This is a genomic window from Fluviicoccus sp., from assembly GCF_030646115.1.
GTDB lineage: Bacteria > Pseudomonadota > Gammaproteobacteria > Pseudomonadales > Moraxellaceae > Fluviicoccus.
In genome coordinates this window covers 119,951-142,321 of record NZ_JAUSMX010000006.1, presented here as the reverse complement: position 1 = coordinate 142,321, position 22,371 = coordinate 119,951, and the positions used below count along the sequence as shown (strand labels likewise).

Here is a 22,371-nt window from a genome sequence, read left to right as displayed (position 1 = left end):
TCGGGTTGGTCGGATGCTATACCGGACGGCGGCCGCCATTCTGTGCGGACTGTCGCGGTCGAAGAACAATAGCATGACGCAGGCCCGTGTCCATAGACGACCACCCCTGGCCGGGACTGACTGGCGACATTTTGTGTCGTTTATCCATTTCCGTCAGTGGATAACGGGCTGACTTTTACCGAGGAATTCCTGATAGACCGCGGCCGTTTCCTCCGTCCGTTCCAGCGGCGGCGCATGCCCCACGCCCTTGAACACCGTCACCTGCGCCTGCGGCAAATACTGCTTGAATACGCCAACGCTGGAGACATCCAGCACCTTGTCCTGATCGCCCCAGATCACCAGCGCCGGTACATGGATCATCGTCAGGGCTTCTTCCGCCTTCATTGAATTGGCGGGGGCCAGTTCGCGGTAAATCTTTTCACCAATCTGCTGCCGGGCAATCGCTTCACGGGTCAGGGTGGCGATCACCGGGCCGGGAATCCACGGCCGGTCGCTCAGGGTGAAGTCGAGCATGGCTTCGTAATCGCGTTCATTACGCACAATCAGCGGATTCTTGCCCTGTTGGTTCAGTCGCCACAGTTCGCTGGGCGTGGGGGAAATAACCCCGGCGGAGCTCACCAGCGCCAGGCTCTTGACATGGCCCGGTGCCATCACGGCGACATGAAAGGCAATGGCGCCGCCCATGGAATGGCCCATCACATTTACTGGCTGCTTCAGCTTCAGCGCGTCCATGAAGGCAATCACCCGTTTTGCCTGTTCGGGCACGGTGTAGCTGCGGTCCGGCAGAATGGTGCTTTCACCATGGGCGGGCAGGTCGATGGCGATGACGTGGTAGTGTTTCGTCAATTGGCGCGCCATGCGCACCCAGATGTCCTTGTTGGACTGGAAACCGTGGATCAGGAACACCGTATCGCCCTGTCCGCCTTCCAGATAGGCCATGTTGAAACCGTCCACGGTGATCCTTTTCAGTTCCAGGTTCGAGCGTGAGCGCTCGCCGTGGATGGCCCAGGCGCTGATTTTGTCTTCCTGGTCCGGGGTGCAGGCGGTGATGGCCAGGCTGAGCGCGAGGCAGGTGGCAATGGCGATCTTGCGCATGGGGACTCCGGAACAGGGATAAGGCGGAGTCGGCAGCTTAGCGGAATACGGCAGGGGTTATTGCGGAATGGCGACAACCCCTGTTGGACACTTTCGGTGTAATGCCTGAGCGAAGCTTAATCCCGGTACTTGAACAGCATCGGCTTCTTGCTCTGCGTGTATTCCTCGCTGGAGCTCACCCGTTGCAGGCCCAGCAACACCTGATAGGGGGCATTGCGCTGCACATAGTTGGTCGCCCAGGTCGGCGCCGTTCCACCCGGATCGATATAGCCCTCGGCATCCAGCTTCCACTTGCCTTCCGGCAGCGGGGTGTAGGTGGTGGTCATGTTGAATCCCGGCATGCGCACCAGTCCCGGCTGCGGCGGCATGTAATCGGGCGCAGCCGAAATGTTGAGGCGCAGGTTTCCACGGCGGGTGTTGTACGGATCGATGACCAGGTGCACCACGACATCCCGGTCCGGCAGTCCGGGTGGTGCGGAAAATACCTGATAGAAATACACTTCGGTCGGCGAGACCTGTTTCAGCACCCTCGACTGCTTCATCTTGAAGTACCAGCGCGGGTAGTTGTCGAAGTCGAAGGTTGCCCGGGCAATGGCTTCCAGCGTGGTGTCCATGGTCGCTTCAATCTTGAACGAGCGGATACGCTTGCCGTCCTCACGCTTGGACCAGGTCTTGATTTGGTGATACCTGTCGTTCTTGACCTGCTGCCATTCGTTGCTGTCGCTGGAGCGCAGTTCATCCAGATCTTCGTTGGCGGCCAAGGCGGTGCCGGAACCCAGCACGGACAGCAACAGCAAAGGGCGTATCAGGGGAGGGACTCGGAACATGGGGAAGGCCTGCGAATTATTATCATTGTCAGCCGAGAATATGCTTTTTGCGGCGCGGGTCAATGGCTATAGCTGAAAAGCAGCAGGCATCAAGGGGTTGGCCGGTTTTGGTTATTCCGGGCTTAACAGGAGTGTCTGCGCCGCTGCATAGCCCCGCTGGACTTTTGCCCGCCGCTGCGCCGCCTGGATCTCCTTCAACGGCCCGCCCAGTTCCGCCATGGCCTTGCACAGACCCTTCAATACTTGGATGCGGGCTTCCGCCGCCAGCGGGTTGCCGCGCTCAAAGTGCACCAACTGCTGCACTACCGGCGGCTGCAGGTCCAGAATGGCCCAGTGGAACAAATCCGGAAGGATGCGGCGCAGACGGTGGTTTTCCACGCCCTGGACAATTGCCACGCTGTAGGTTTCCAGATGGTCCGGGGTCTTCAAACGGTGGAATTCGCTGCGCAGGCAATCCCAGACTTCCTGCTTCGTAGCCGGCAGGTCGCGGCCGCCCAGCGCCTCGCCAATACGGGTGAATTCCCGGTAGAAACGGTCCAGGTCGCGGCCGCGCAGCGGGTGGGGGTGATACTTCTCATGCGTGGTGGCGAAGGCCCAGGCCAGCGTTGCGTAATTCCAGCGGAAGATCTGCGGATTGTCGGCGTCATAGACCAGCCCGCCGGCGCCCGTCCCCTTCACCCGGTGGTGCATGGCGCTGACGGTGCGGCACAGTTTTTCCGCCACTTCACTGGGGCCGAACACACAACCCAGAAAGAAACTCATGGTGTGGCCCTGACGCACCCGGTTGCCGCGTACACTCAGACGTCCGGTGGACTTGCCGTGTTCATCGCGCTTCCACACCCGCGAGTGGTCGTTGTTGGCGGCCTCGGTTTCGGGATAGGTGGATTCAATGGCCGCCGCCACGCCCAGTGCCAGCAGGGTCACCTGATGGTGGCCAAAGACATGCCACACCGCGCTGCCGGGGCCGAACCAGCCGCGATCGCCCGCCGGCGTGTCGAACTGCACGCCGGGGAAGAAGGTGCGGCGGATATCGCGCTCGAAAATGGCGTCGAACATCCAGTCGAGGGGGTGGCGTGGATTGAACATGGCGGCCGGTTCCTTTAAAAGATAACGCGGGGTCGGGGTAGGTTCCCCGATTCGTTTTTTCGGTACTTACTTTTGGTAAGTTTCCATTTGTAAGTTACGCTAAGGATTTGCCGTATTCAAGCCATGACGATGAAAAAAGATACAGCCCCGCCCGTCCGCCAGCGCATGAGCGCCACCCAGCGCCGGGAACAGTTGCTGGACGCCACGCGCCGCCTGGTGGATACCGAAGGGTTCCGGGCCGCCACCATTGAGCGGGTGGCGGCGGAGTGCGGCGTCACCCGGACGCTGATCTACCAGCAGTTCACCAGTTTGCCGGGCCTGCTGGTGGCCTTGGTGGACCGCGAGCATGCGCGCGCCAGTCATGCCTTCCTGCGGGCGGTGCTGCCGTCGTCGCCGGACCAGCAGGACCGGTTCATGTCGGCGATGGAGGGCATTCTGCGGGCGGTGGACGATGACCCCGCCACTTGGCGCATGTTCCTGATGCCGTCGGAGGGCGGGCCGCCGGAGCTTTACGAACGGCTGGCGCAGGGCAGGGCGCTGACCCACCAGTATTTCACCAGCCTGTTTGCCTCGCTCAGCCCGGACACGCGGCTGCATGCCAGTCCCGACCCCGAGCTGACCATTCATCTGATGCACATCATTGGCGATGAACTGGTGCGGCTGCGCTTGAGTGATCCGCAGCTTTATACGGTGGAAAGATTACTGGCGCAGTTCAAATGGATTGCGGGGGAGGCATTGGGGAAGCGGGGGTAAGAGAGATATCGCGGTCATCTTCAGCTTTTTGAAAGTCCGGCCGAGGGGATGCGTTAAAAAGTTCCCTTGGGTCGGCTTGAAGTTTACTGGAAGACACTCCGGGCATGGGAATGATTCCCGCTGAAGTTGCGGAAAGATGACCGTTGTTAATAAGTTTGCTCATTTTCGTTGAAATTCAGCAATCAGGAAATGAGCAAGCTTAGCCACTGAATTACTGTTTAAACTGCATGAATAGCGGTACAGCAATTTCACTGTAGTCAGGACCAATATTGCCATCGGGACGCATGTAGGCTCTTTCAAAAAAATTCACTGGGGCGTTCAGTCCCAGTATTTCTTTTGTCGGAGTCGAATCCAAAGACTTGCAAACAATATTATTAACTTGCAAGCTGTTTTCAAATTGTTTACTGCAATCCCTTGCAAAAGTGGCGACATACAACTGGTCCTGCACGGCCCGCAGCCGGGCAATACGGTCAAGCGCCAATTTCCTAAGAATAGGTTGGGTTACGGGAGGGACAGGCACCCAGTCCACAAAATGTCTTGCGGTACCATTAGCAAAGTCGACACTGGTTGCAGAAACAAGCCCCTTGAGTTGATTCTTATTATATGCTGACATGCTGGTATAGATCGATTTGCCGTTCTTATCCCCTTTAACTCCTTTTGCCGCAGTATGGTGAATGCCAACAGAGACAACAATATTCTTGCTGGAGTCATTGGGGCCATCCATGACAAAATTGCTCGATGAGGCTACATACGTAGTATGAGGGTTATCACCGAGACAGTTATAGGATCCAAAAAGCCTTGGGCTGCTGCCAATGCAAAGCGGTCCCTGAAAAGGTAACATGGGCACACCAGGATAGATCCCAAGTGGGTTTGTCTTGCGCACCAGACTCAAGCGCTGAGAGTTACTGAAGTAACTGATGACGCCTTCGGTCAGTGTTTTTTGGGCTTCTTTCAAATAGTCTTCATTCCAGCCTTGTTTACGCTCTGGTAATGCCGTGTATAAATTCGGCAAGTTGGTAGTTTTCCGATCAGGGTCATAAGCCCTGAGCACCGTCATCCGGGTGGTGTTATTGCTGGACGTGTCAAATTGATAAAACTGATTGGCTTCACCCTCATTTTCTGGTAGCGCGGCACGTGCAAGGAAAAGAAAATCATCCGCTTTTCCATCCAGGCCTAAAGTCAGGCGATCTGCCGGGTAGGGCAGTGAATTAATAATGTTCGGAGAAAGGCCGAATGGCGCAATAATACCGGCAATCTTCGATCGTAGCTCTTCTTCATATGCTCGATCGGGTGTCATGATGATGATGACGGCCCCGGAGGCATTATTGGGTGTCGATGTCTTGATGCTCTTCATCGACAAACCATTTCCGATCGACGCAGCAACCATCCGGCGTGTTCCGGAGGGGTCGCCATTGCTGTTATTCAGAATCATATTCAACAGGGGTAATGACGCACTGTCCGGATTGACAAGATTCAGATTTTCACGCGTATTAACGTAATTGATGTAGCTGAAATACTTGTGTTTCGGTGGGGTGACGCCAACCAGAATAATAGCATCACGCCCGGCCGTCATCCGCCAGCTTGCCGATAATTTATGACCATCTACTGATGGTACGGACAGCTTTTCGCTAATCAACGACATTGTCGGTGTAATAGCTTCCCCCGGTCTGGTCGGCATGAATGCCATACCATAGGGTGATGATGGATTGTTGCCCAAACAGTTGCCGATTACAGCCACCACGGCTTCACAGTCCGCAACGCTGAAATAGCGATAAATCCCCTGATCAACCGTCAGTTGGGTTGACGATAATGATTGACGTATTGCTTGGGCCGCTTGCTGCATGGTCTGGGGTAAAGCTGCAGAAGCAGGGATCGGAAAAACCAATGCATTCGCAAGCAGTAATGACAGGTAAAACCATGTGTGCTTGGGCTGTAGTGACATGTCATTTTTACTCTTGGGCTTTGATGATCCGACTAAGGTAATACGCTGCCCTGTCCGCCCCCTTATGTATCGAGGCCATACTCTCTGTTTTTGGAGGCCAAACGGATGGTTGTAATTATTCAACACCAATGCCAGGCTGCCGTTTCGTTATCCTTGGGGCTTGCCGGGAAGTGTTGTCTGACCGGAGACCGTCTTCGCCGTTCTCGCGTACGCGGGCAAATTGGTGGAATGGACTGAGATAGGCTGAGCGTCGGGTAGTAAGCTCTCACCGGTTGTTGAACAGATCTTCCCGATATTGCGTCGGGGTTTTTTCCTCCCAGCGTTGGAAGGCCCGCACAAAGTTCGCAGTATTGGAATAGCCCATTTGGTCAGAAATAGACTTGATGCTGAGGTCCGGATTCCGCAACAGGATAGCGGACTTTGTCTGTCGGATTTCTTCGACGATGCCGCGAAAAGTCTTGTCTTCCTCCGCCAGTTGCCTTTGCAAGGTTCGTTCGGTGACATTCAGCTTTTGCGCTACTTCCTCAATGTTGAAAAAGCCTTGTACGTCGTCATAAGCCAGTTCCCGAACTAAATAGGCCAAGCTGCGGCGCAACCCCATCATTTCATTCATGGCCAGCTTGCATTGCTCACGCATAATCCGGGCGGCCAATGGGTCGGCCATCACCAGTGGCAGATCAAGGTTTGATGCAGGGAAAACGAGCCGGTTCTGGGCACAACCAAAGCGGACGCCGGTGGGGAGCAGGTGAGCGATGGCTTTGAATCCGGCGGGTTCCGCAAAAGAGACTTCGCCGCAGCCTTCAACAATCCGACCGGTCATGGCCATGCCAATTGAACCGCAACCCGCTTGAAGAAACGCCATGGCGATATCGTTCATCCGGTATTCGGGAAGTGGCTGGTCAAAGTAAAGGTAAGCCGTGTCGCCGGAGACCTCCAGCCTGGGAACAATCGCGGGGCAGATCAGACCGCCAAACCGGTAAAAAACATCAATGGCGTCACGCATGGTTTTACCGGCCATCGCGGTGTACCCGACGATCCCGTGAAGGGAAACAGTCATCTGCAACCCAAGAAACAATCCCAAGCCCGGAGTGTCTGTAAGCTTTACCGCTCGCTCCAGCAACTGGTTGTAGAGGCCGAAGTCAACGACCCAACCGGGCGTATGAAGGATGTCAGGGTCAATACGGGAGCCCGCCAGCAGAACTTCGGCGGTCACAGACCAACGACTGACCACATCGACCAGCAGGCTGACAAAAATGCCGGGCAAGGTGGCCCGACCGGAGGCTAAAGTGGTTTTCATGGCTCAGTCCAGTTCTGTTGTCCGGGTCTATCCCAACTTGCTATGTCTTTAATAAGACAGACATCATCGGTTAATTGCCCGGCTTCGATCAATATGACAAGACTGCTGGTTATGCGTGCAAGCCGAACTGTTTGTCAAGAAAACAAAACGGGTTTTCCCGAAATGCTCCTGAACGTCCGGCGGTAACTGTGAGTGAAATCGAGAAGGACCATCTGTGGGTCGGGGCTTTAGGATGATCGACTCATGTTGCTTCGCAACTGTATGTGTCCGGCCAAATGTAATCCTTGCAACTCGTCGAATAATTAATGGCCTTTATTAACCGCAAGAGTGGCCTGAAATCATAGCCGAATTTTGTGGGATATCCGCTATTATTTTTTTAATTTGATGGTATGGCTAATAAGAGTTTTTTAGAGATGCAATGTCATTGTTTGATTGTTGGCTGTGAAAAAATTTAATTAGTAAGCAGGTTAGGCGCCTGATTTCATGCTCTGTTTGATTTTTATTGAATTGAAAGAACTGTGATTGCTGTAATCATGGATAACGTTCAGCTCGATAATTCTGACCCTGAGCGGGTGCTAAGTCGCAGGGACAGCCTCCATGAATTACCTGCCCCTAACGATGAGTGTATAGATGTTGGCGGTAATTTTGATCAGTTTGTTATTATTTCTGCTTGGGTCATCAGTCATATCCGGAGCCTGGCATCGTATTCCGCTATGCCGGGTTTGCAGCGGATTGCCGCCCTCAATAAGAGTTGATCACTGAAGAACGAACTTATGTTGAAGTCACTGTCATTATCTCAAGTTCTCAGTATTTGCCTGTTGGCGGATAATGTAAAGAGAATCGGTTTGCCAGTCTCCACGTCTCCGGATTATATTCTTCCTTACTTGGGTGATATTAACGGTCTTGATGAATGGTTTTGCAAAAAGAGATCCTTGGCGCAAGTTGGTTTGCTGCATAGCTTGCAGGCGCTGACTAGAACCGAGTTGATCGAACTGGCAGCCCTGATGTGGTTTGGTCGTGGGGACGCAGAATTTGGAGTTCTTCTTCGGCATGCGACGGCCAATGCCGATGCTTCTTTGCCATATTATCTGGCAGACAAGGCATTTCTGGCAGTGCACCTGAGGACTGGTCTCGACCAGCTGCTGGTTGGTGAGTCCGGGGTAATTAAGGTGAGGCGTTATCGATGACCAATTCAAAGACACGGTTCTTGCTGAGATTATTTCAGTGCTATGAAGTAATGGTGGTTTTGCTGGTGCCGGTCATTTTTAAAACGGCGCCGGAAGTCTCTAATGTATTGATTTTGTCCTTGTTGGCAACGACCTTTGTCACCATAATGTGCGCCTTGGCTTTGCCTGAAAATTAATGTCCTGATTGCACAGGCAGTTTGGCCTAAGATTATAGGCGGGCAAAAAAATAATGCCCTATAATGATCCAGCGCCGCGCTCCTTTTCCTGACGCGGCGCTCCTCGTGAGCGATGGGCTGACGGCCATCATTCGCATTTTTACCCGGCAGTTTACTCCCCCGCCGGGTTTTTTTTGCGTGGCGTTTGTTGTGCATGGAGCGTCATTGTCAGTTGTTGTTCAGACTGATGCGGAACGCGCTCGGGGTCATGCCGGTCCAGCGGCGAAAAGCATTGCTGAAATTCGATGGGTCACCATATCCGACCCAAGTGGCAACTTCCTCAATTGTCATCGTCGAGGCTGAAAGCAGGCGGGAGGCATCGGCATGCCGAGCCTCGTCCAGCAGCTGCTGGAAGCTGCTCTCCGCTTGCTGCAAGCGGCGCTTCAGTGTTCGTCCGGACATGAACAGACGGCGGCTGACATTCTCCATATCGGGATACCCGTTACCGTCACTCACCAGCTCACGGCGAACCAGATCCACAATCGGTTTCTCCGCACGTTGAGTAGCGCGTTGATCCTGGAATTTACCGGCCATCAAGCGGGCCATTACCGGGTCGCCGGTATGGATTTTCCGATCCAGTTGATATGCAGGAAAACAGAGGCGGTTGCTGCCCATTCCGAATCGGCACTTAGGCAACTGGTCGCTGTATTCTGAAAAATAGGCAGGCTCCGGATACTCAAACCAAAGCTCTACGTCCGGCCAAACACCCCCGATCAGGTTACGCAGTCCTTTCCACACGGCGGTCAGCGCCATGTCGTAAAAATAGCGTTGCATGGCTGCCTCGGGTGTGAAGTCCAGACGGATAACGATGGATGCCTGATCTGCTCCTTCCATAAATTCTCCCCGATAGATGGGAATCACAAGTGGGCTGTATTCCACGCCAAATCGGATCGCTTCACGCAGGGTCAATTGGCTGAGCAGAGCATAGCCGGTCAATGCATGAGTGGTCAGGCCTATCCGCATACCCAGCTCATACCCCAGACCATCGATTGAACCGTTCAGTGAAATGGCGCGTTGTACCAGCTTGTAGTGCACATTGACCGGTATCCGGGTGTCCTCCATATTCAACAATGCAGACGGTATATCCAGGCCCTCCAGGTAGTCGGACATGTCGTGGCCGTTTTCGGCCGCCCATTGCAGCACGATCCGGCCAAACTCCACCGGAACGGTACGCATGCAGGACTGTTGACCTTTGGATTTGGCGTGGTTGCCAGACGTGATTGCAAGAGGGACTTGCATTATGCCGGTTATGATGCCGGCTGCACGGCCCGTATTTTGTTGATGCGTGTTCATAGCGGTGCTCTCGGAAAACTGCTGCCGCCGCCGATGCCTGTTGGAATGAGTTTTGAGTGCAGGGCGGTTCTAATGAGGATGCCCGCACTGTGCGCGGTGCTTCCTTACGCCGGAGCATAGTTATAACGGACATGCACAGCCATTAGCCTAAGAGTGAATGTCGCCGGATGAATTGATTTTGTCGTCTGTTGAAAGGAACGCCTCGATCTCAGGGGCAGCGGACAGCCTGCAGCAATTGCAGGTTGACTTCATCAGCCAGCCGCTGGTTGCCTGCCGGACTGAAGTGCTGACCGTCACCACCATCGTAGGCTGCAGCCAGCGCTTCGGGGTTGAGCGGATCACGGATTGCGGCATCAAAGTCCGCCATCCCCTCTGCCGGACTTTGATGGCGGATCCATGCATTGACATCATGCCGCGCCTGCTTGAGCAAGGCGGCCTTGCGATCACTTAGTGTATAAATTGCAGAATTTCCGATCGGTGTCAGTGTGGCGTGAATCACCCGGATGCCCTGATCCTGTAAGCGGCGAATCAGGGTTGTGTATCCGGCAATCAGGGTCTGTGTGATCTCGCCTGGGCTTTTGCCTTTCAGGACAATGGCGGAAGTGATGTCATTCATGCCTTCAAAGAGGATTACTGTTTTGACGCCGCTGAGCGACAGCACGTCTTTGTCCAGCCGCGCCAATGCAGAAGGACCAGCAAACAGGCCCATCAGCGGCGGCTCGGCAGTTACCTGATTGCCACTGATTCCGGCATTGGCCAGGAAAGCCGGAATCCCCAGCGCATCCAGTTTTCGCTTCAGAAAGTCGGGGTAACGGGTGTCGAGGCCGATAGTTGTGCTATTGGCGCGCAGCAGATTTTCCATTTGGGCGCCATTGGTGGTTGAACTGCCCAGCGCCACGACGGCAGGTGTACCTGACGGAGCCAGGGCGTCCATCCCGATAATGTAGTGCCGGGAGGTTGTCCGCTGAACAAACGCATCCCCACCCATGTCATCAGCATGGGCACCGGTCCCTGGATAAGTCATGTAGGAATACTGACGGGCGTCGGCATGTGAGGTTGGCAGGCCGCCGGTATCCTTAACCGCCATACTGACCGCCAGATGCTCCAGGGCCTGAAACTTGAATTGTACAGGGTCACTGAAAGCCTCCTTTCCAGCCGGGATGACCAGTGAAGTCCGGCCGTTAAACAGTACCGGCGTCGAGCTGCCCGTGACGATCGATGCTCCCACCGCTTGTCGCGCCAGCCGAACCGTACTGAATACGGCAGGTCGGTGACCATAACGATTGGACAAGCGCAACCGCAGGGTGCCTCCTTCGCCAAGCGGACTAATAATTTCTCGAAAGGTTTGGTTGGGGCCGAACAGATGCAGCCCCTGCGCCATGTTAGACGGCGGGGCAGTCCAGGCGGTAACCCAAGCTGCATCCGCGCAGGTCCCGTCAGCCGCCGAAGGTGACGGTATACCCAGCACGATCAGGGTGAGTACGGCTGGTTTCCAGTGCGGCTTGGCATGACTTTGGCGACGCGGAAATGATGCTGTCATCAGCGGCACGCCGATCCTTTCAAACGGCTTAAGTCGATGGCGTCAGCCATGCGGGCATAACCGTCTTTATTGAAGTGCAGGCCGTCGCCAGTGTCGTATTTTTTCAGGATGATGTTCGGGGTCAGATTCAGCCCCCAAGTCAGAGGCGGATTCGGGTCGCGCACTGCAGCGTCGAAGTCGACAATCGTATCAGCCGGGCTTTTGGTCCTTATCCACAAGTTTACCTTCTCGCGAAGTTTGCGGGCGGCCAGACCGCTATAGGTGGGCATCGTGGCATTATCAGTAGGTGTCAGTGTTCCCTGCATCACCCGCAGGCCCCGCAGCTGCATGTTTTTGATCAGAGTCTCATAGCCGCCGATGATCTGATTGTAACGGTATGTGAAATCGAAAGGTTTAAGCACATCAATGCCGATGTCATTAATACCTTCCAGAATGATGACATCGGTCACGCCGGACTGTTGAAGTACATCTGCGTTGTAACGGCTCAGGGCGGACAAGCCTGCCTGAGCCAACAGACCCGTATTGTCCGTTGCAACCCGGTTGCCGCCAATGCCTGCATTGGCTACGAAGAAGGGCAGTCCGGCGGCATCAATGCGCCGCTTCAGATAATCCGGGTACCGCTCATCGCCACCCGGGTTGTAGTCATTTAACTGCGCTCCATCCGTAATGGAGTCACCCAGCGTCACGATGGTCGACGTGTTTGCCGGGGCCAGGGCGTCCATGCCAATCACCATATGGCGACGTGTGGTTCTATACAGATATGCCGCCCCGGTAGTATCTGCCGTGTGATCACCGGCGCCAGGGGCGGTAACAAAGGAATATTCCCGGCCGGCAGCGTGTTCTGTCGGTGCGAAGCCCCAAGCGGTGGCTCCGGTCGCAATGCTCACGGCCAGTTTGTCCAGGCTGTTGAAGTTGAAGCTGACCGGATCACTGAATATGTCCTGCCCGGCAGGTACGGTGACAGAGGTTTGGCCGTTGAATCGAACCGGGGTAAGCGTTGTCGGATCAATGTTTGCATCAATGGATTGCCTGGCCAAACGGACTGAGTTGAGGATCAGCGGCAATTTTCCGAACCGGTTGGAGAGCTTCAGGCGCAGGGTGCTGCCCTTGCCAAGCGGGCTGAAAACTTCACGGTAGCTCTGGTTGGGGCCCATGGGGAAGTTAATTCCCATGTTTGTGTCGAATATGATGGGGGATGCGTCCGAAGGCGAGGCTTGCCAGGCGGTAACCCAGCGCGGGCTTGTGCAATCCAGAGCCCAGGCGCTCTGACACAGCAGGGCGCTGCTTGCGGCAAGCCGGAGGAACTTCCGGGTCAGGCCGCTGAAAGGGGTTGTCATTGGCATGGTTTGCCTCCGTTCGTTGTGGTTAAGCATGCGGGTGTGCAGACCAGAGCATTATCAGTAGAGGCCCGAAAAAATGTTACGGGAAGAGGGGTCATTCGGGCTGTGGATTAGGGCCATTAATACTAGGCCGATTAATGTGATAATCGGCCCGGGCTTGACTCAGCGGCGGCAGGTCGATCTGTTTCTACAGCCTGCGACTGAGCACCAAGATCCATTCGCCAAACCGTGCTGGCGATCCTGGCCTCAACCCACTCGCCTTACCCTCAGATATTGCCCAAGCAGCCGCCGGATTATCGGGGAATATCCGGTTCGTACAGTCCGCCTTCCATGTTGCCCGTCATCCAGACAGGGCTTTTCTTCTGCTGCACAATCACGCGGGTAAGGTCAGCCTGCAATTGTTGCAGTCGGGTGCTGTTCCACAGCTCCCACGGATTGCGGTGGAAAATAAGGGCATAGTGCCAGCTGTCAGCCGATTCGGTGCTGTCTGCATCATCCCAGACCAGTAGCCGTTTACCGGAGTTGGCAGGGTTGCTGCGGCCAATGTCAGCCAGCAAGGCCACTTCATTCATCACCCCGACCGGGGCGCTGTCGGTTTGTGTCAGGCTGCGCACCTGACGTTCGGTGATTACGACCAATTCATGGCTGTTAAGTGTCCGGGGCACAAATATTTCACTCGGCGCATTGCTGCTTCGCCCTTGCCAGACCAACAGGGAAAAACGATTGCCGCGCAGGTATTCCCGGTTGGAGCCTTGCGGACGGATGCTGGCGCCGCCGGAAAGGCGTCCGGATTTGTCAGCCACCAGATTGTTTTCGTAGAAGTTGACGATGCGGCCCTGCGAGCGGCGGGGGTAGGTGCGCTGCACAAGGTCCGGGTTGATGTTCCATCCCGGGCTGCCATCGATCATATTGACCACGGAAAAGTCTTCATTGTTCCAGGCGTCGGCAGCGGTCAACATCGGACCAACGCCGTTCTGGAATTCCTGGTGCCGACCGTAGTTAGTGTCCCAATGCCATTCGGTGGCCGAAACAGGATGTGTGTACGGGGAGATATAACGCGATTTGATCAGGCCGCCGGTGTTGTTGGCTTCTAGCGCTTGATAGATGTAATTAATCACGGGGTTGGGGTCAGACGCGCCCTTGAACGGGACAGCTGCGCCAAACTCACTTAAAAAGGGCGCTGAACCCCAGGCGCGAGCCACATCACGGACTTTGGCGATGTCTTTCAGGTAAATGCCATTGCCGGGCGCAAGCACCGCAAGATTAGCCAGGCGCGGAACATCATAGAAATGCGCATCAAAGACAAAGCGGGCACCCGGCTTTACGTCGGGAACAAAACCACCGGCACCGATGGGGGTGCTCCAGTACACGATCAACTCGGAAAATGCCAATTTTCCGGCCCAGCCGTGAACATCCATGACTTCCCTGACTCGCAGATGAAACGGCCAGAGCAGTTTCTGGTTGAAGTCCTGTTGTTTCGTGAGGTGGTTTGGTGCAACAGGCTCATTGAAAGGATCCAGGCCGAGGACGTAGTTGAATTCTGCAGGTGACAAGTGCGTGCGAATGTAATCCAGCGTGACTCCCATCTGCCACAGAAAAGCATCCTGAATTCTAACTGGATTCCCATTGATTGCCCGGTTATTCCAGAAATCATCAATGGCATTACCCAGATTGGGATCGAGTAAGGAGTGTTCAAACCAGGATACGCAGGGTACACATCGCGATTTTCCCCTGTATTCATGGCGCACCGCATATTGCGGAGCACCGTCACCGGTAAATTTTGAGTTCGGCCCGAATAAATACCGTGAGTAATTTCCGTTATGGAAATCGACCAGCACATACATGCGATTGCGGATGGCTTCGCGCATCTGCGCAACAATGGCCTGCAGATAACCTTCATCAATCTCGTTCGGCCTGGGGTTCACTCCCTCCCATGCCACGGTAAAGCGCACGACATTGGAGCCTGCTGTTTCACCCATCAGATCAAAACTGATTCCGGCGTCGGCTGCGGATTTGAAGGGTTTGTAGCCGGTTTCAGCCAGTTTCCCTGAGCCGGAGACATTCCAGCCGCGCATGTATATTTCGCGCCCCAAGCCATCGACAAAAGTTTGATCAGTATTGCTTCGCCCATTGGCGGTGATGTTCTTGGCGCTGACGCTGATATGGGTGGCAGCGGGGTCGTTATCAAAAGACAGGTTATGGGCGGATACGTTCGTGCTCAGAGCAATGGAGGTCAGAACTGAACATAAAGTAAGTGCATTTATCGTGGGCATTTGATGGGCCTCTGCTTTTGGGGGCATGGTGTTCAATAGACTCATTATCAGTTAAAACTCCAAAAGCCCATGGTGTTCAAAGGCCATTCCGGTAGTGCATCGGGGCCTTTCGCAGGCTAGGGCATCCATTTGCCAGGCAGGTCGTGGAAGTTGCTCACCGAACCTCAAATCAGTATTGGAAACAGTTGCTTGAAAAAGTGATTAGTACTTGGCGATCTTCTCTTGTCATTCGCGGAGGCACGTCCCAAACTGACCCCATGATATTTATTGCCGACTCCCGATGAGCCTCCTCGATACCGGCCGCGACCTGCGCCGACTCAATGAACTGATCACTATCCTCCTCAAGTACGGCTTTGGAGACCTCGTAAACCGTTTCGGGCTGTCCGGCGTGCTGGAGCAGGCGGGCCGGCTGGTGCACCGCCCCATGGACCGCGAGATGCTGGAGCGGCAGCCCGGTGAGCGCATGCGGCATGCGCTGGAGGAAATGGGGCCAACCTTCGTCAAGCTGGGGCAGATTCTCGCCACCCGCGTCGATCTGTTCCCCATGGCCTGGATCAGCGAGTTCGAACGCTTGCAGGACAAGGCCACCCCCATTCCTTGGGACACGCTGCGCCCCCGGGTGGAAAAAAGCCTGGGGAAATCCATCGAACAGGTATTCAGCTCAATCGACCCCAACCCCATTGGTGTGGCCTCCATCGCCCAAGTGCATCGCGCCGTATTGCTGAACGGCGACCTGGTGGCGCTGAAGATCCGCAAGCCCGGCATCCGCACCCGCATTGACGCCGACCTGCGCCTGCTGCAGCAGGCCGCGCAACTGGCCAACGACCATTCCACCGAATTGCGCCGTTACCGGCCGGTGGATCTGGTACGTGAATTCGAGCGCTCACTGGGCCGCGAGATGGATTTCACCCACGAGGCGCGGCAGTCGGAACAGATCCGCGCCAATCTGGCATCACTGGAATGGCTGGTGATACCCAGGGTCCATACGGAACTCAGTTCGTCCAGCCTGTGTGTGCAGGAATTCATTGACGGCATCCCGGCGCGGCAAGTGGCGCGGCTGGATGAAGCCGGGTGTGACCGGCGGCTGCTTGCCCGTCGCGGCGCGCTGGCGGCCTGGAAAATGGTGCTGGAAGACGGGTTGTTCCATGCCGACCCGCATCCGGGCAACTTCCTGATTTTGCCCGGCAACCGCATTGCCATGCTCGACTTCGGCATGGTCGGCAAGCTCAGCCGCACCCGTCAGGAGCAGTTGGTGCAGATGACGCGCGCGGTGGTGCTGCGCGAACCCGAAGGCTGCGCGGCGGTGCTGGCCTCGTGGGCGGACGGCGTGCCGGTGGATGAAGAACGGCTGGTGGCGGATATTGATGAGATCATTGACCGTTACTATGGCAAGGCGCTGGCGGAGGTCAACGCCACGGCGCTGATGCTGGAAGTGACAGCGCTGCTGCGCAACCACGACCTGAGCACACCGGGCGATATTGCGCTGCTGATCAAGGCGGTAATTACGCTGGACGGTTTCGGGCGGGTGATGGACCCCGGTTTTGATGTGATGGCGGAAGCGGAGCCGTTGATTAAGCGCATGGTGCGGGTGCGCTACAGTCCGTCGCGCTTGCTGCGCAGCCTGGGCATGCGGGCGCTGGATCTGGTGGACCGGGTGTACACACCGCCCGTGCCGGACAAGCGTCACAACGGCGAGGGGATTGATCCGCGTCATCTGGACCGGCTGGCGGCACGGCTGGAGCGTTCGCAGTACCGGCTGGTGCAGACCTGGCTGACGGTGGCCGGGGTTTTATGCGGCAGTTTGCTGCTGGCGGGGCGGGTGCCGCCGGTGGTTGAGGGGGTGTCGTTGTCGGGGCTGGCAGTGCTGCTGTCGAGTGGCGTCTGGGTGGTGTGGTTGATGCTGGTGGCGAGGCGGCATTTAAGGGAGTGGGAGTGATGTCAATAACGCCTCCCCACCGTCACATACACACTCCTGCCCGCCTGCGGCAGCAGCGAATTGTAATAGCCGGTGGCCCGTTGCGTGGTGTCCACCCCCGCGTTGGCTGAAGCAATGCCGGGCGTCTCATAGGCCGTATCGAAAAGATTGTTCACCGCCAGCGCCACCGACCAGCCGTTCTGCCGGTACCTCAGATTCAGGTCTGACGTGACATAAGCCGCCAGCGTATCGCCCTGCGCCCGCAACGGATTGCGGGAATACAGCTCCCGCCTGCCCACATAACGCCCGCGCAGGTTCAGGTCCCAACCGTCCGCCAGCGGAATCTGCAGCCCCAGTTGCAGCTTGTGCCGGGCAATATCGCCAATGTCCTCTTCCCCCGTCACCCATTTGCCGGCCGCCGGGTTGTAATGCTCGTCGTCCCGCGCTTGGGTGAAGGTGTAGTAGAGATAGCCGGTCAAGCGCTGACGCCGCACATCCAGTTCAAAACGCCCCCGGTATTCCGCCCCCTGCACATGGCGGCCGGCGGCATTGATGGCGTCCTCGCGAATGGCGTTGTCATAACGGGCGTCGTACAACGACACTTCATGCAGCCATCCCGGGGTGGCGTGCATCAGCACCAACTCACTGTTGGCTGCCTTTTCCGGTTGCAGGCCGGGGTTGGCGTTGCGGCCGTTCCAGCCGCCATAGACCTGCATCGTCGGCGGTTCCTGCCAGGCTTCCCCGTACAACAGCTTCAGGGTGGTGTCGGTTGAAAAATCATAGGCCAGCGACAGGCGCGGCACGGCATGCGAGCCATAGGCGCTGTGGTGGTCCAGCAACAACCCGCCGCTGGCCTGCCAGGCCGCATGCGTCCAGGTGCCTTGCAGGTGGGCGTTGCGGCTGGTGACGTACACCCGGTTGTCCGCCGACATGGCGACCGGAACCTCCGGAGAGTCGGGCAGGGTGGCGGCGGTGCTGTGCACCACCCACGGGCCAAAACCTTCCGGACCGGGCGTGGTGAGGCCGGGGTCATCCGGGCACCGGGCGGACGGCTCCCAGTAACCGCAGATCGAATACGCCCCAGCCAGGATGCGTCGCTCCGCCTTCCAGCCCCCTAGCCAGCGCCAGTTGCCGCGCGCCGCCAAATCCAGCTTCTGCTCCAGCGACCAGGCCCGGCTCTGTGTATTCCAGTGCGAGTTGGAGACATAGGAGAAAGCTGACTGCCCGGCATGCCAGTCGGGTTCGGCTTCGGCCCAGTCACCCCATTCGCGGCTCTGGCGGGCGGTGAGGCGCGTGGTCAGCGCGCCGTCCGCAAAGACCGTGTCGGTGCGTTCCAGATAGAGGTGGGTGCGTTCGCGGCTCCACGGCACGTTGACCTGTGCGTGGTCGGTGGCGTATTCCATGCCGTAGCCTTCGGTGGCCCGCCACCAGAACAGCCCGGCTTTCCAGTCATGGTAATTCAGGTTCAGCAGCAGGCTGGTGTCTGCCGCCGGGTCGTAATACTCCCCCAGCGGCTTGCCGTGATGCTGAATGTCCAACACCGGCCCCCAGGCGTTGCGGTCGGCTAGCCAGGCGGCGGACACGAATCCCTGCCGTCCTTGCAGGTCGTCCAGGCCGGGGTCGTCGCTGCGGAACAGGCGCAGGCCGCCGGACAGTTGCAGATCGTTGAAGGCCTGCCGGTATGTGCCTTCCACGGTGCGGGTGTGGTAACTGCCGCCGCGCAGCGACCACTCCCCGGCGGCCTTGTCACCGGCCTCGTCCGCCGGTCTGGTGATGATGTTGATGACTCCGGCGAAGGCGTTGGCGCCATAGACAGCGCTGGCGGGGCCATAGAGGATTTCAATGCGGTCCACGGATTGCAGCGGGTACTGGCGGGAGAGGTCGGGCGCCTGGCTCCACAACTCGTTGTTGACCACGCCGTCCACCAGCAGCAGGGTGCGCTGGCCGAAGGGGCTGCGGTAGCCGCGCTGCCAGGCGGCGGCGTAGTTGGTGCCGCCGGCAATGGAAATATCGAAGCCGGGGACATCCTGCAGCACCTCCACCAGGTCGTCATAGCCGCGCTGGCGGATGTCCTCGGCGGTGATCACCACCATGGATGCCGGGGCATGGCGCATTTTCTCCGGCACACCGGACGCTGAGGAAACGGTCAGGTTCTGCAACTGATCCAGGTCCATGGCCAGCAGGGTGTCGAAGTTGCCGGAGGCCCGGGCGGCGCAGCTTGCTGCAAGCGCCAGCGCGGTCAGCAGGCGTCGGGTAGGACGGTGTGTGGTCATGGCATCCGGCACATGGGAATTTGTGGCTCTTCCGTTAAGATTAGACGCTTTGTCACCGCCAAGCATGATGATTGATGACAATTTAACCCATTTTATGCATCAATCCCGGCTGGCAACCGCTTAAAGAAAATTCAATCCGGCGCAGGTCTAGTGTTTCATTTCAAAGCGGTCATCCCTCCGGCAGTACCAGCCAGAAACGCCCATGCTATTCCTTCCTTCCTTCCTTCCTTCCTTCCTTCCTTCCTTCCTTCAAGCCCCGTCCGACCGGTCGGAAAGATCGTAAGGGTCATTTACGAGTTTGCATTCAACGATGAGTAACCTGTTGAAGCTCAACGCCGTGACGTTGGTGCTTATGCCCAGCAAATGATGCCTACCTGCGTAGTGCAGGCCCGGATGTTGAGGTACGATGCCTTGTAAGACAACAATAATCGGGCCGCGTCATGAAACCCCTTGTGAACCCTAACCGCGCCACGCTGCCCGGCATGTATGTCAGCTTGTTGGCAGATGTCGTAGGGCGCTGGGGCATCACTGCCGGTGAATTGCTTGCCGGGACGGATATTCATCCGCACATGCTGCATACACCGGGTTGGGTGATGGATTTCAACCAATACAACAGACTGCTGCATCATGCCGAACGGCTGACCGGAGATCCCGGACTCGCCGTGTTCCTGGGATTGCAGATGACAATATCCCTGCATGGTATAGTCGGTTATACCGCAATGGCGGGAAAGACGTTGCGGGCGGCTATTGATGTGTTTTACCAATACGGCGGTCTGGTTTGCCCGGCCATCGTTCCTCGTCTGGAAGTTTCCGGCGACACGGCTTATCTCTATTTCGATCAGCCGCTGCCCGAGTATCCGGTCAGTGTGATCGCAATGGGTTTCCTGCAAGCCGGTTGTGGTTCCATCGGTTCGGCCATGACCGGCCGCTTGCTGGAAGGTTGCGGCGAACTGACTTTTCCCGAGCCGGAATCCTTCAGACGAGTCTCACATATGCTGCCAACAGCTGTTCGCTTTGGTTGCCACCATAACCGTCTGGTTTTTCCAGCCTCACATCTGGACCTGCCGCTGATCATGGCCGACCCGCTGGCGGAGCGGATGATGCGCGAACAGTGCAAGCGCGCCATGAATGAGTTGATGGGCCAGAAGCGCAGCCTGAGTTATCTGGTGCGTGAGCTGGCTTTTGACGAAGTGCAGGGCTTTTCCGGTATTGAGGAGGTGGCGCAGAAACTGAATGTCACCGAACGGACACTGCAACGACAATTGGCGGAGGAGGGCAAAACCTTCCGCAGCATCATTGAGGATATCCGCCAGAGCAAATCAGCCATTCTGCTGCGTAATCCGGGCCTTAGCATCAAGTATATTTCCGACCGGATGGGCTACTCCAATACCGCCAATTTTGCGCGCGCCTTTCAGCGCTGGTATGACAAGACGCCTGGCCAATACCGTGAGGATGTATTCAGTTTGCCAGTAATGATGTAGTGGCGGCAGCTTGGCTCAAATTGATAAGAGGCGTGGCCTTAAATCGTATGGCCAATTTTTTGCGTGCCGCTAATATGGGTGAAAATATCTCATAATGAGTTGAATGCATGAAGTGCAGTACTATTGTTAGCTCTGTTATGCGTGCTTTCATGATGATGCTCAGCTCACAAGCTGTCGCCGCGACTGTTGATCGCGGTCATTTGCTGAGGGCGAACGATGAGTGGCAACCGGTTTTACACAGTTATAACACCTCAAACGATGTCAAATTTTCAGTTCCTGCGGAAGTGGTCTGTACTGGATTTACGAACAGGATGTTCAGCGTGTTGTTAAAAGAAGAGTGGGGGAGGAGCATCCCTGCCGGAGTCCGACAGAATCATGATGTTGCCTCATCAACATTAAAGCTACAGATTGAGGATGATTCCCGGGGTCATGAATAACAGTCAGTCTATAAGCGCCCAGGCTGTATTTACAATACGGTGAGAATACAGCCTGTTCATTACGCATTTATTGAACTTTAAGCATTACTGCCTGATTTATCCAATGGTGAGGTCATTGGGCTGAGTAAATCAAGGGGAAGTCTGAGACGTTGCTTGCGCAAGAGTCTTCAGATCTCACCATTATCTGAATGGAAAAATTCCGCTGACGTGTTACCAGCGGAAATTAATAAGTTAATTAATATAGGTTTGGTGTCAGCGGTGGGTGGAGATGTGATGAATAATTTGTTGATGGAATGGGTTGGTGGAGCAAGCTTGAAAGAGAAATACGGATTGGTTTAGTAATTAAATAACGGGAAAGCCTTCGCCTCGTGATTAGCGTACCCTACGCCGATCTAATGGTTTAATTCCAGGTAATTCATATGTCTTCTGCTGTTTTTTTGTCAAGATTGATGCTGATGCTGGCGGTCACTTTTTCTCCGCTGATGGCAGTGGCTGCCGGTGAGGAAGATGATATTGATGCCTTGCGGGACAAGCTGGGAAATGAGTGGGTGCTGGTGAAGAACGACCGACGTCGGGAAATCAAAACATGGATAAAGCAAGAAACCGGAAAGCGTTTCCGTTCTTTCAAAGTTGAATCCACAATCCATGCAAGCATGACGGATTTTGTGCGCGCCATTATGGATGTCGAGAGTTACTCCCGCTGGTATTGGGAGGTGCGTGAAGCCAGATTTCTGAGGAGGTTATCTCCTGCGGCATTTTATGTTTACATTCACCATCGTGCACCGCATGGCATACCGGATCGTGACGTGACCAACCTGATTGTCATCACTCCGCAGACAACCGAGCAATCAACCCTGAAAGTCGAGGTGCGCACAATAACGGATCTGATCCCACCCAAGCCGCCGCTGGTCAGAATGGTGGCTGAAGACATGATTGCCCGCGTAACTGCGGTTGGCCCGCGCAAAATTCATTATGTGGCTGAGGGCTATGTTGATCCGGGTGGCGTGGTTCCGGCATGGGCCAGCAACTCTTTGCAGCGTATCGCTCCCTATCAGGTTGTAGTTGGCCTGAAACGTATGCTGGAGTCGCAGGAAGTCCGCATATCGGACTCACCCTTGCCATTCCCTGTCCGGGAGTTCGGGGAATAGAAGAACCCGGCCCGAGGAGCCTGCTTCTGAAAAGGGGCCGTGTCGCCGATTGGATTCTTCTGACGACAACCTGCAATCCTTTCGCGACATCCGGATGACCCGCTCTTCATTATTTCCTCAAGCCTGATTAATGTCCCCGCCAACGGCCTCTTATGACGTTATCGCCATAAGTCGGCTAACAAAAAGACGATCTTGCGGGCAATCGGGCAGGGTTGAAAATAACAAAGGGTTCGGAATGACGGGTGCTGCATTCCAATCCAGTTTTGCAG

17 protein-coding genes are annotated in these 22,371 nt (G+C 56.0%); 6 read left to right on the top strand and 11 right to left on the bottom strand.

Going from position 1 to position 22,371, the window contains the following annotated elements:
* Positions 1–153: 153 nt before the first annotated feature.
* The 3 genes from Q7T36_RS04060 to Q7T36_RS04050 form a co-directional block, all read right to left on the bottom strand.
* On the bottom strand, positions 154–1,095 hold the full coding sequence (locus Q7T36_RS04060) for an alpha/beta fold hydrolase (RefSeq protein ID WP_304844320.1): 942 nt from the start codon (positions 1,093–1,095) through the stop codon (positions 154–156).
* 116 nt (positions 1,096–1,211) lie between these two features.
* A complete protein-coding gene (locus Q7T36_RS04055) occupies positions 1,212–1,922 on the bottom strand; it encodes a hypothetical protein (RefSeq protein ID WP_304844318.1) in 711 nt (236 codons plus the stop codon).
* Positions 1,923–2,033: 111 nt separating this feature from the next.
* Complete coding sequence (locus Q7T36_RS04050; RefSeq protein WP_304844316.1) at positions 2,034–3,008, bottom strand: oxygenase MpaB family protein; 975 nt, start codon at positions 3,006–3,008, stop codon at positions 2,034–2,036.
* 123 nt (positions 3,009–3,131) lie between these two features.
* Between Q7T36_RS04050 and Q7T36_RS04045 the strand changes: the two genes are divergently transcribed.
* Positions 3,132–3,761 carry a TetR/AcrR family transcriptional regulator gene (locus tag Q7T36_RS04045; RefSeq protein WP_304844314.1) on the top strand — a complete coding sequence of 210 codons (630 nt, stop codon included), beginning with the start codon at positions 3,132–3,134 and terminating at the stop codon, positions 3,759–3,761.
* A 211-nt stretch (positions 3,762–3,972) separates the two neighbouring features.
* On the opposite strand, the gene Q7T36_RS04040 is transcribed toward Q7T36_RS04045, so the two are convergent.
* Together Q7T36_RS04040 and Q7T36_RS04035 are read right to left on the bottom strand one after the other, a co-directional pair.
* Entirely contained in the window at positions 3,973–5,703 is a 1,731-nt protein-coding gene (locus tag Q7T36_RS04040) for a hypothetical protein (RefSeq protein WP_304844312.1), read from the bottom strand.
* A gap of 265 nt (positions 5,704–5,968) precedes the next feature.
* Positions 5,969–7,000 carry an AraC family transcriptional regulator gene (locus Q7T36_RS04035; RefSeq protein WP_304844310.1) on the bottom strand — a complete coding sequence of 344 codons (1,032 nt, stop codon included), beginning with the start codon at positions 6,998–7,000 and terminating at the stop codon, positions 5,969–5,971.
* A gap of 773 nt (positions 7,001–7,773) precedes the next feature.
* Between Q7T36_RS04035 and Q7T36_RS04030 the strand changes: the two genes are divergently transcribed.
* Complete coding sequence (locus tag Q7T36_RS04030) at positions 7,774–8,187, top strand: DUF3775 domain-containing protein (RefSeq protein ID WP_304844308.1); 414 nt, start codon at positions 7,774–7,776, stop codon at positions 8,185–8,187.
* Between the two features lie 29 nt (positions 8,188–8,216).
* Here the strand turns inward: Q7T36_RS04030 and Q7T36_RS04025 are convergent, their stop codons facing one another.
* From Q7T36_RS04025 to Q7T36_RS04005, 5 genes are all read right to left on the bottom strand, one after another.
* On the bottom strand, positions 8,217–8,558 hold the full coding sequence (locus tag Q7T36_RS04025; RefSeq protein ID WP_304844307.1) for a hypothetical protein: 342 nt from the start codon (positions 8,556–8,558) through the stop codon (positions 8,217–8,219).
* A gap of 12 nt (positions 8,559–8,570) precedes the next feature.
* Positions 8,571–9,695: an AraC family transcriptional regulator gene (locus Q7T36_RS04020; RefSeq protein WP_304844305.1), complete on the bottom strand. Its 1,125-nt coding sequence runs from the start codon at positions 9,693–9,695 to the stop codon at positions 8,571–8,573.
* Positions 9,696–9,903: 208 nt separating this feature from the next.
* Complete coding sequence (locus tag Q7T36_RS04015) at positions 9,904–11,235, bottom strand: GDSL-type esterase/lipase family protein (RefSeq protein ID WP_304844304.1); 1,332 nt, start codon at positions 11,233–11,235, stop codon at positions 9,904–9,906.
* Positions 11,235–12,407 carry a GDSL-type esterase/lipase family protein gene (locus tag Q7T36_RS04010; RefSeq protein WP_304844302.1) on the bottom strand — a complete coding sequence of 391 codons (1,173 nt, stop codon included), beginning with the start codon at positions 12,405–12,407 and terminating at the stop codon, positions 11,235–11,237. Before Q7T36_RS04010 ends, Q7T36_RS04015 begins: the two co-directional genes overlap by 1 nt.
* A gap of 461 nt (positions 12,408–12,868) precedes the next feature.
* A complete protein-coding gene (locus Q7T36_RS04005; protein WP_304844300.1) occupies positions 12,869–14,893 on the bottom strand; it encodes a cellulase family glycosylhydrolase in 2,025 nt (674 codons plus the stop codon).
* A gap of 235 nt (positions 14,894–15,128) precedes the next feature.
* Here Q7T36_RS04005 and Q7T36_RS04000 point away from each other — a divergent pair, with 235 nt between their 5' ends.
* The gene (locus tag Q7T36_RS04000) at positions 15,129–16,784 is read left to right on the top strand and encodes an AarF/ABC1/UbiB kinase family protein (protein ID WP_304844298.1); all 1,656 of its coding nucleotides are present in this window, start codon (positions 15,129–15,131) and stop codon (positions 16,782–16,784) included.
* Positions 16,785–16,786: 2 nt separating this feature from the next.
* Here Q7T36_RS04000 and Q7T36_RS03995 read toward each other — a convergent pair whose 3' ends face one another.
* Entirely contained in the window at positions 16,787–19,036 is a 2,250-nt protein-coding gene (locus Q7T36_RS03995) for a TonB-dependent siderophore receptor (RefSeq protein ID WP_304844297.1), read from the bottom strand.
* Positions 19,037–19,476: 440 nt separating this feature from the next.
* Between Q7T36_RS03995 and Q7T36_RS03990 the strand changes: the two genes are divergently transcribed.
* From Q7T36_RS03990 to Q7T36_RS03980, 3 genes are all read left to right on the top strand, one after another.
* Positions 19,477–20,517, top strand: a complete 1,041-nt coding sequence (locus Q7T36_RS03990) for an AraC family transcriptional regulator (RefSeq protein ID WP_304844295.1) — start codon at positions 19,477–19,479, stop codon at positions 20,515–20,517.
* Positions 20,518–21,107: 590 nt separating this feature from the next.
* On the top strand, positions 21,108–21,293 hold the full coding sequence (locus Q7T36_RS03985) for a hypothetical protein (protein WP_304844293.1): 186 nt from the start codon (positions 21,108–21,110) through the stop codon (positions 21,291–21,293).
* 80 nt (positions 21,294–21,373) lie between these two features.
* Positions 21,374–22,102, top strand: a complete 729-nt coding sequence (locus tag Q7T36_RS03980) for a hypothetical protein (RefSeq protein WP_304844291.1) — start codon at positions 21,374–21,376, stop codon at positions 22,100–22,102.
* The last annotated feature ends 269 nt before the right edge of the window (positions 22,103–22,371 follow it).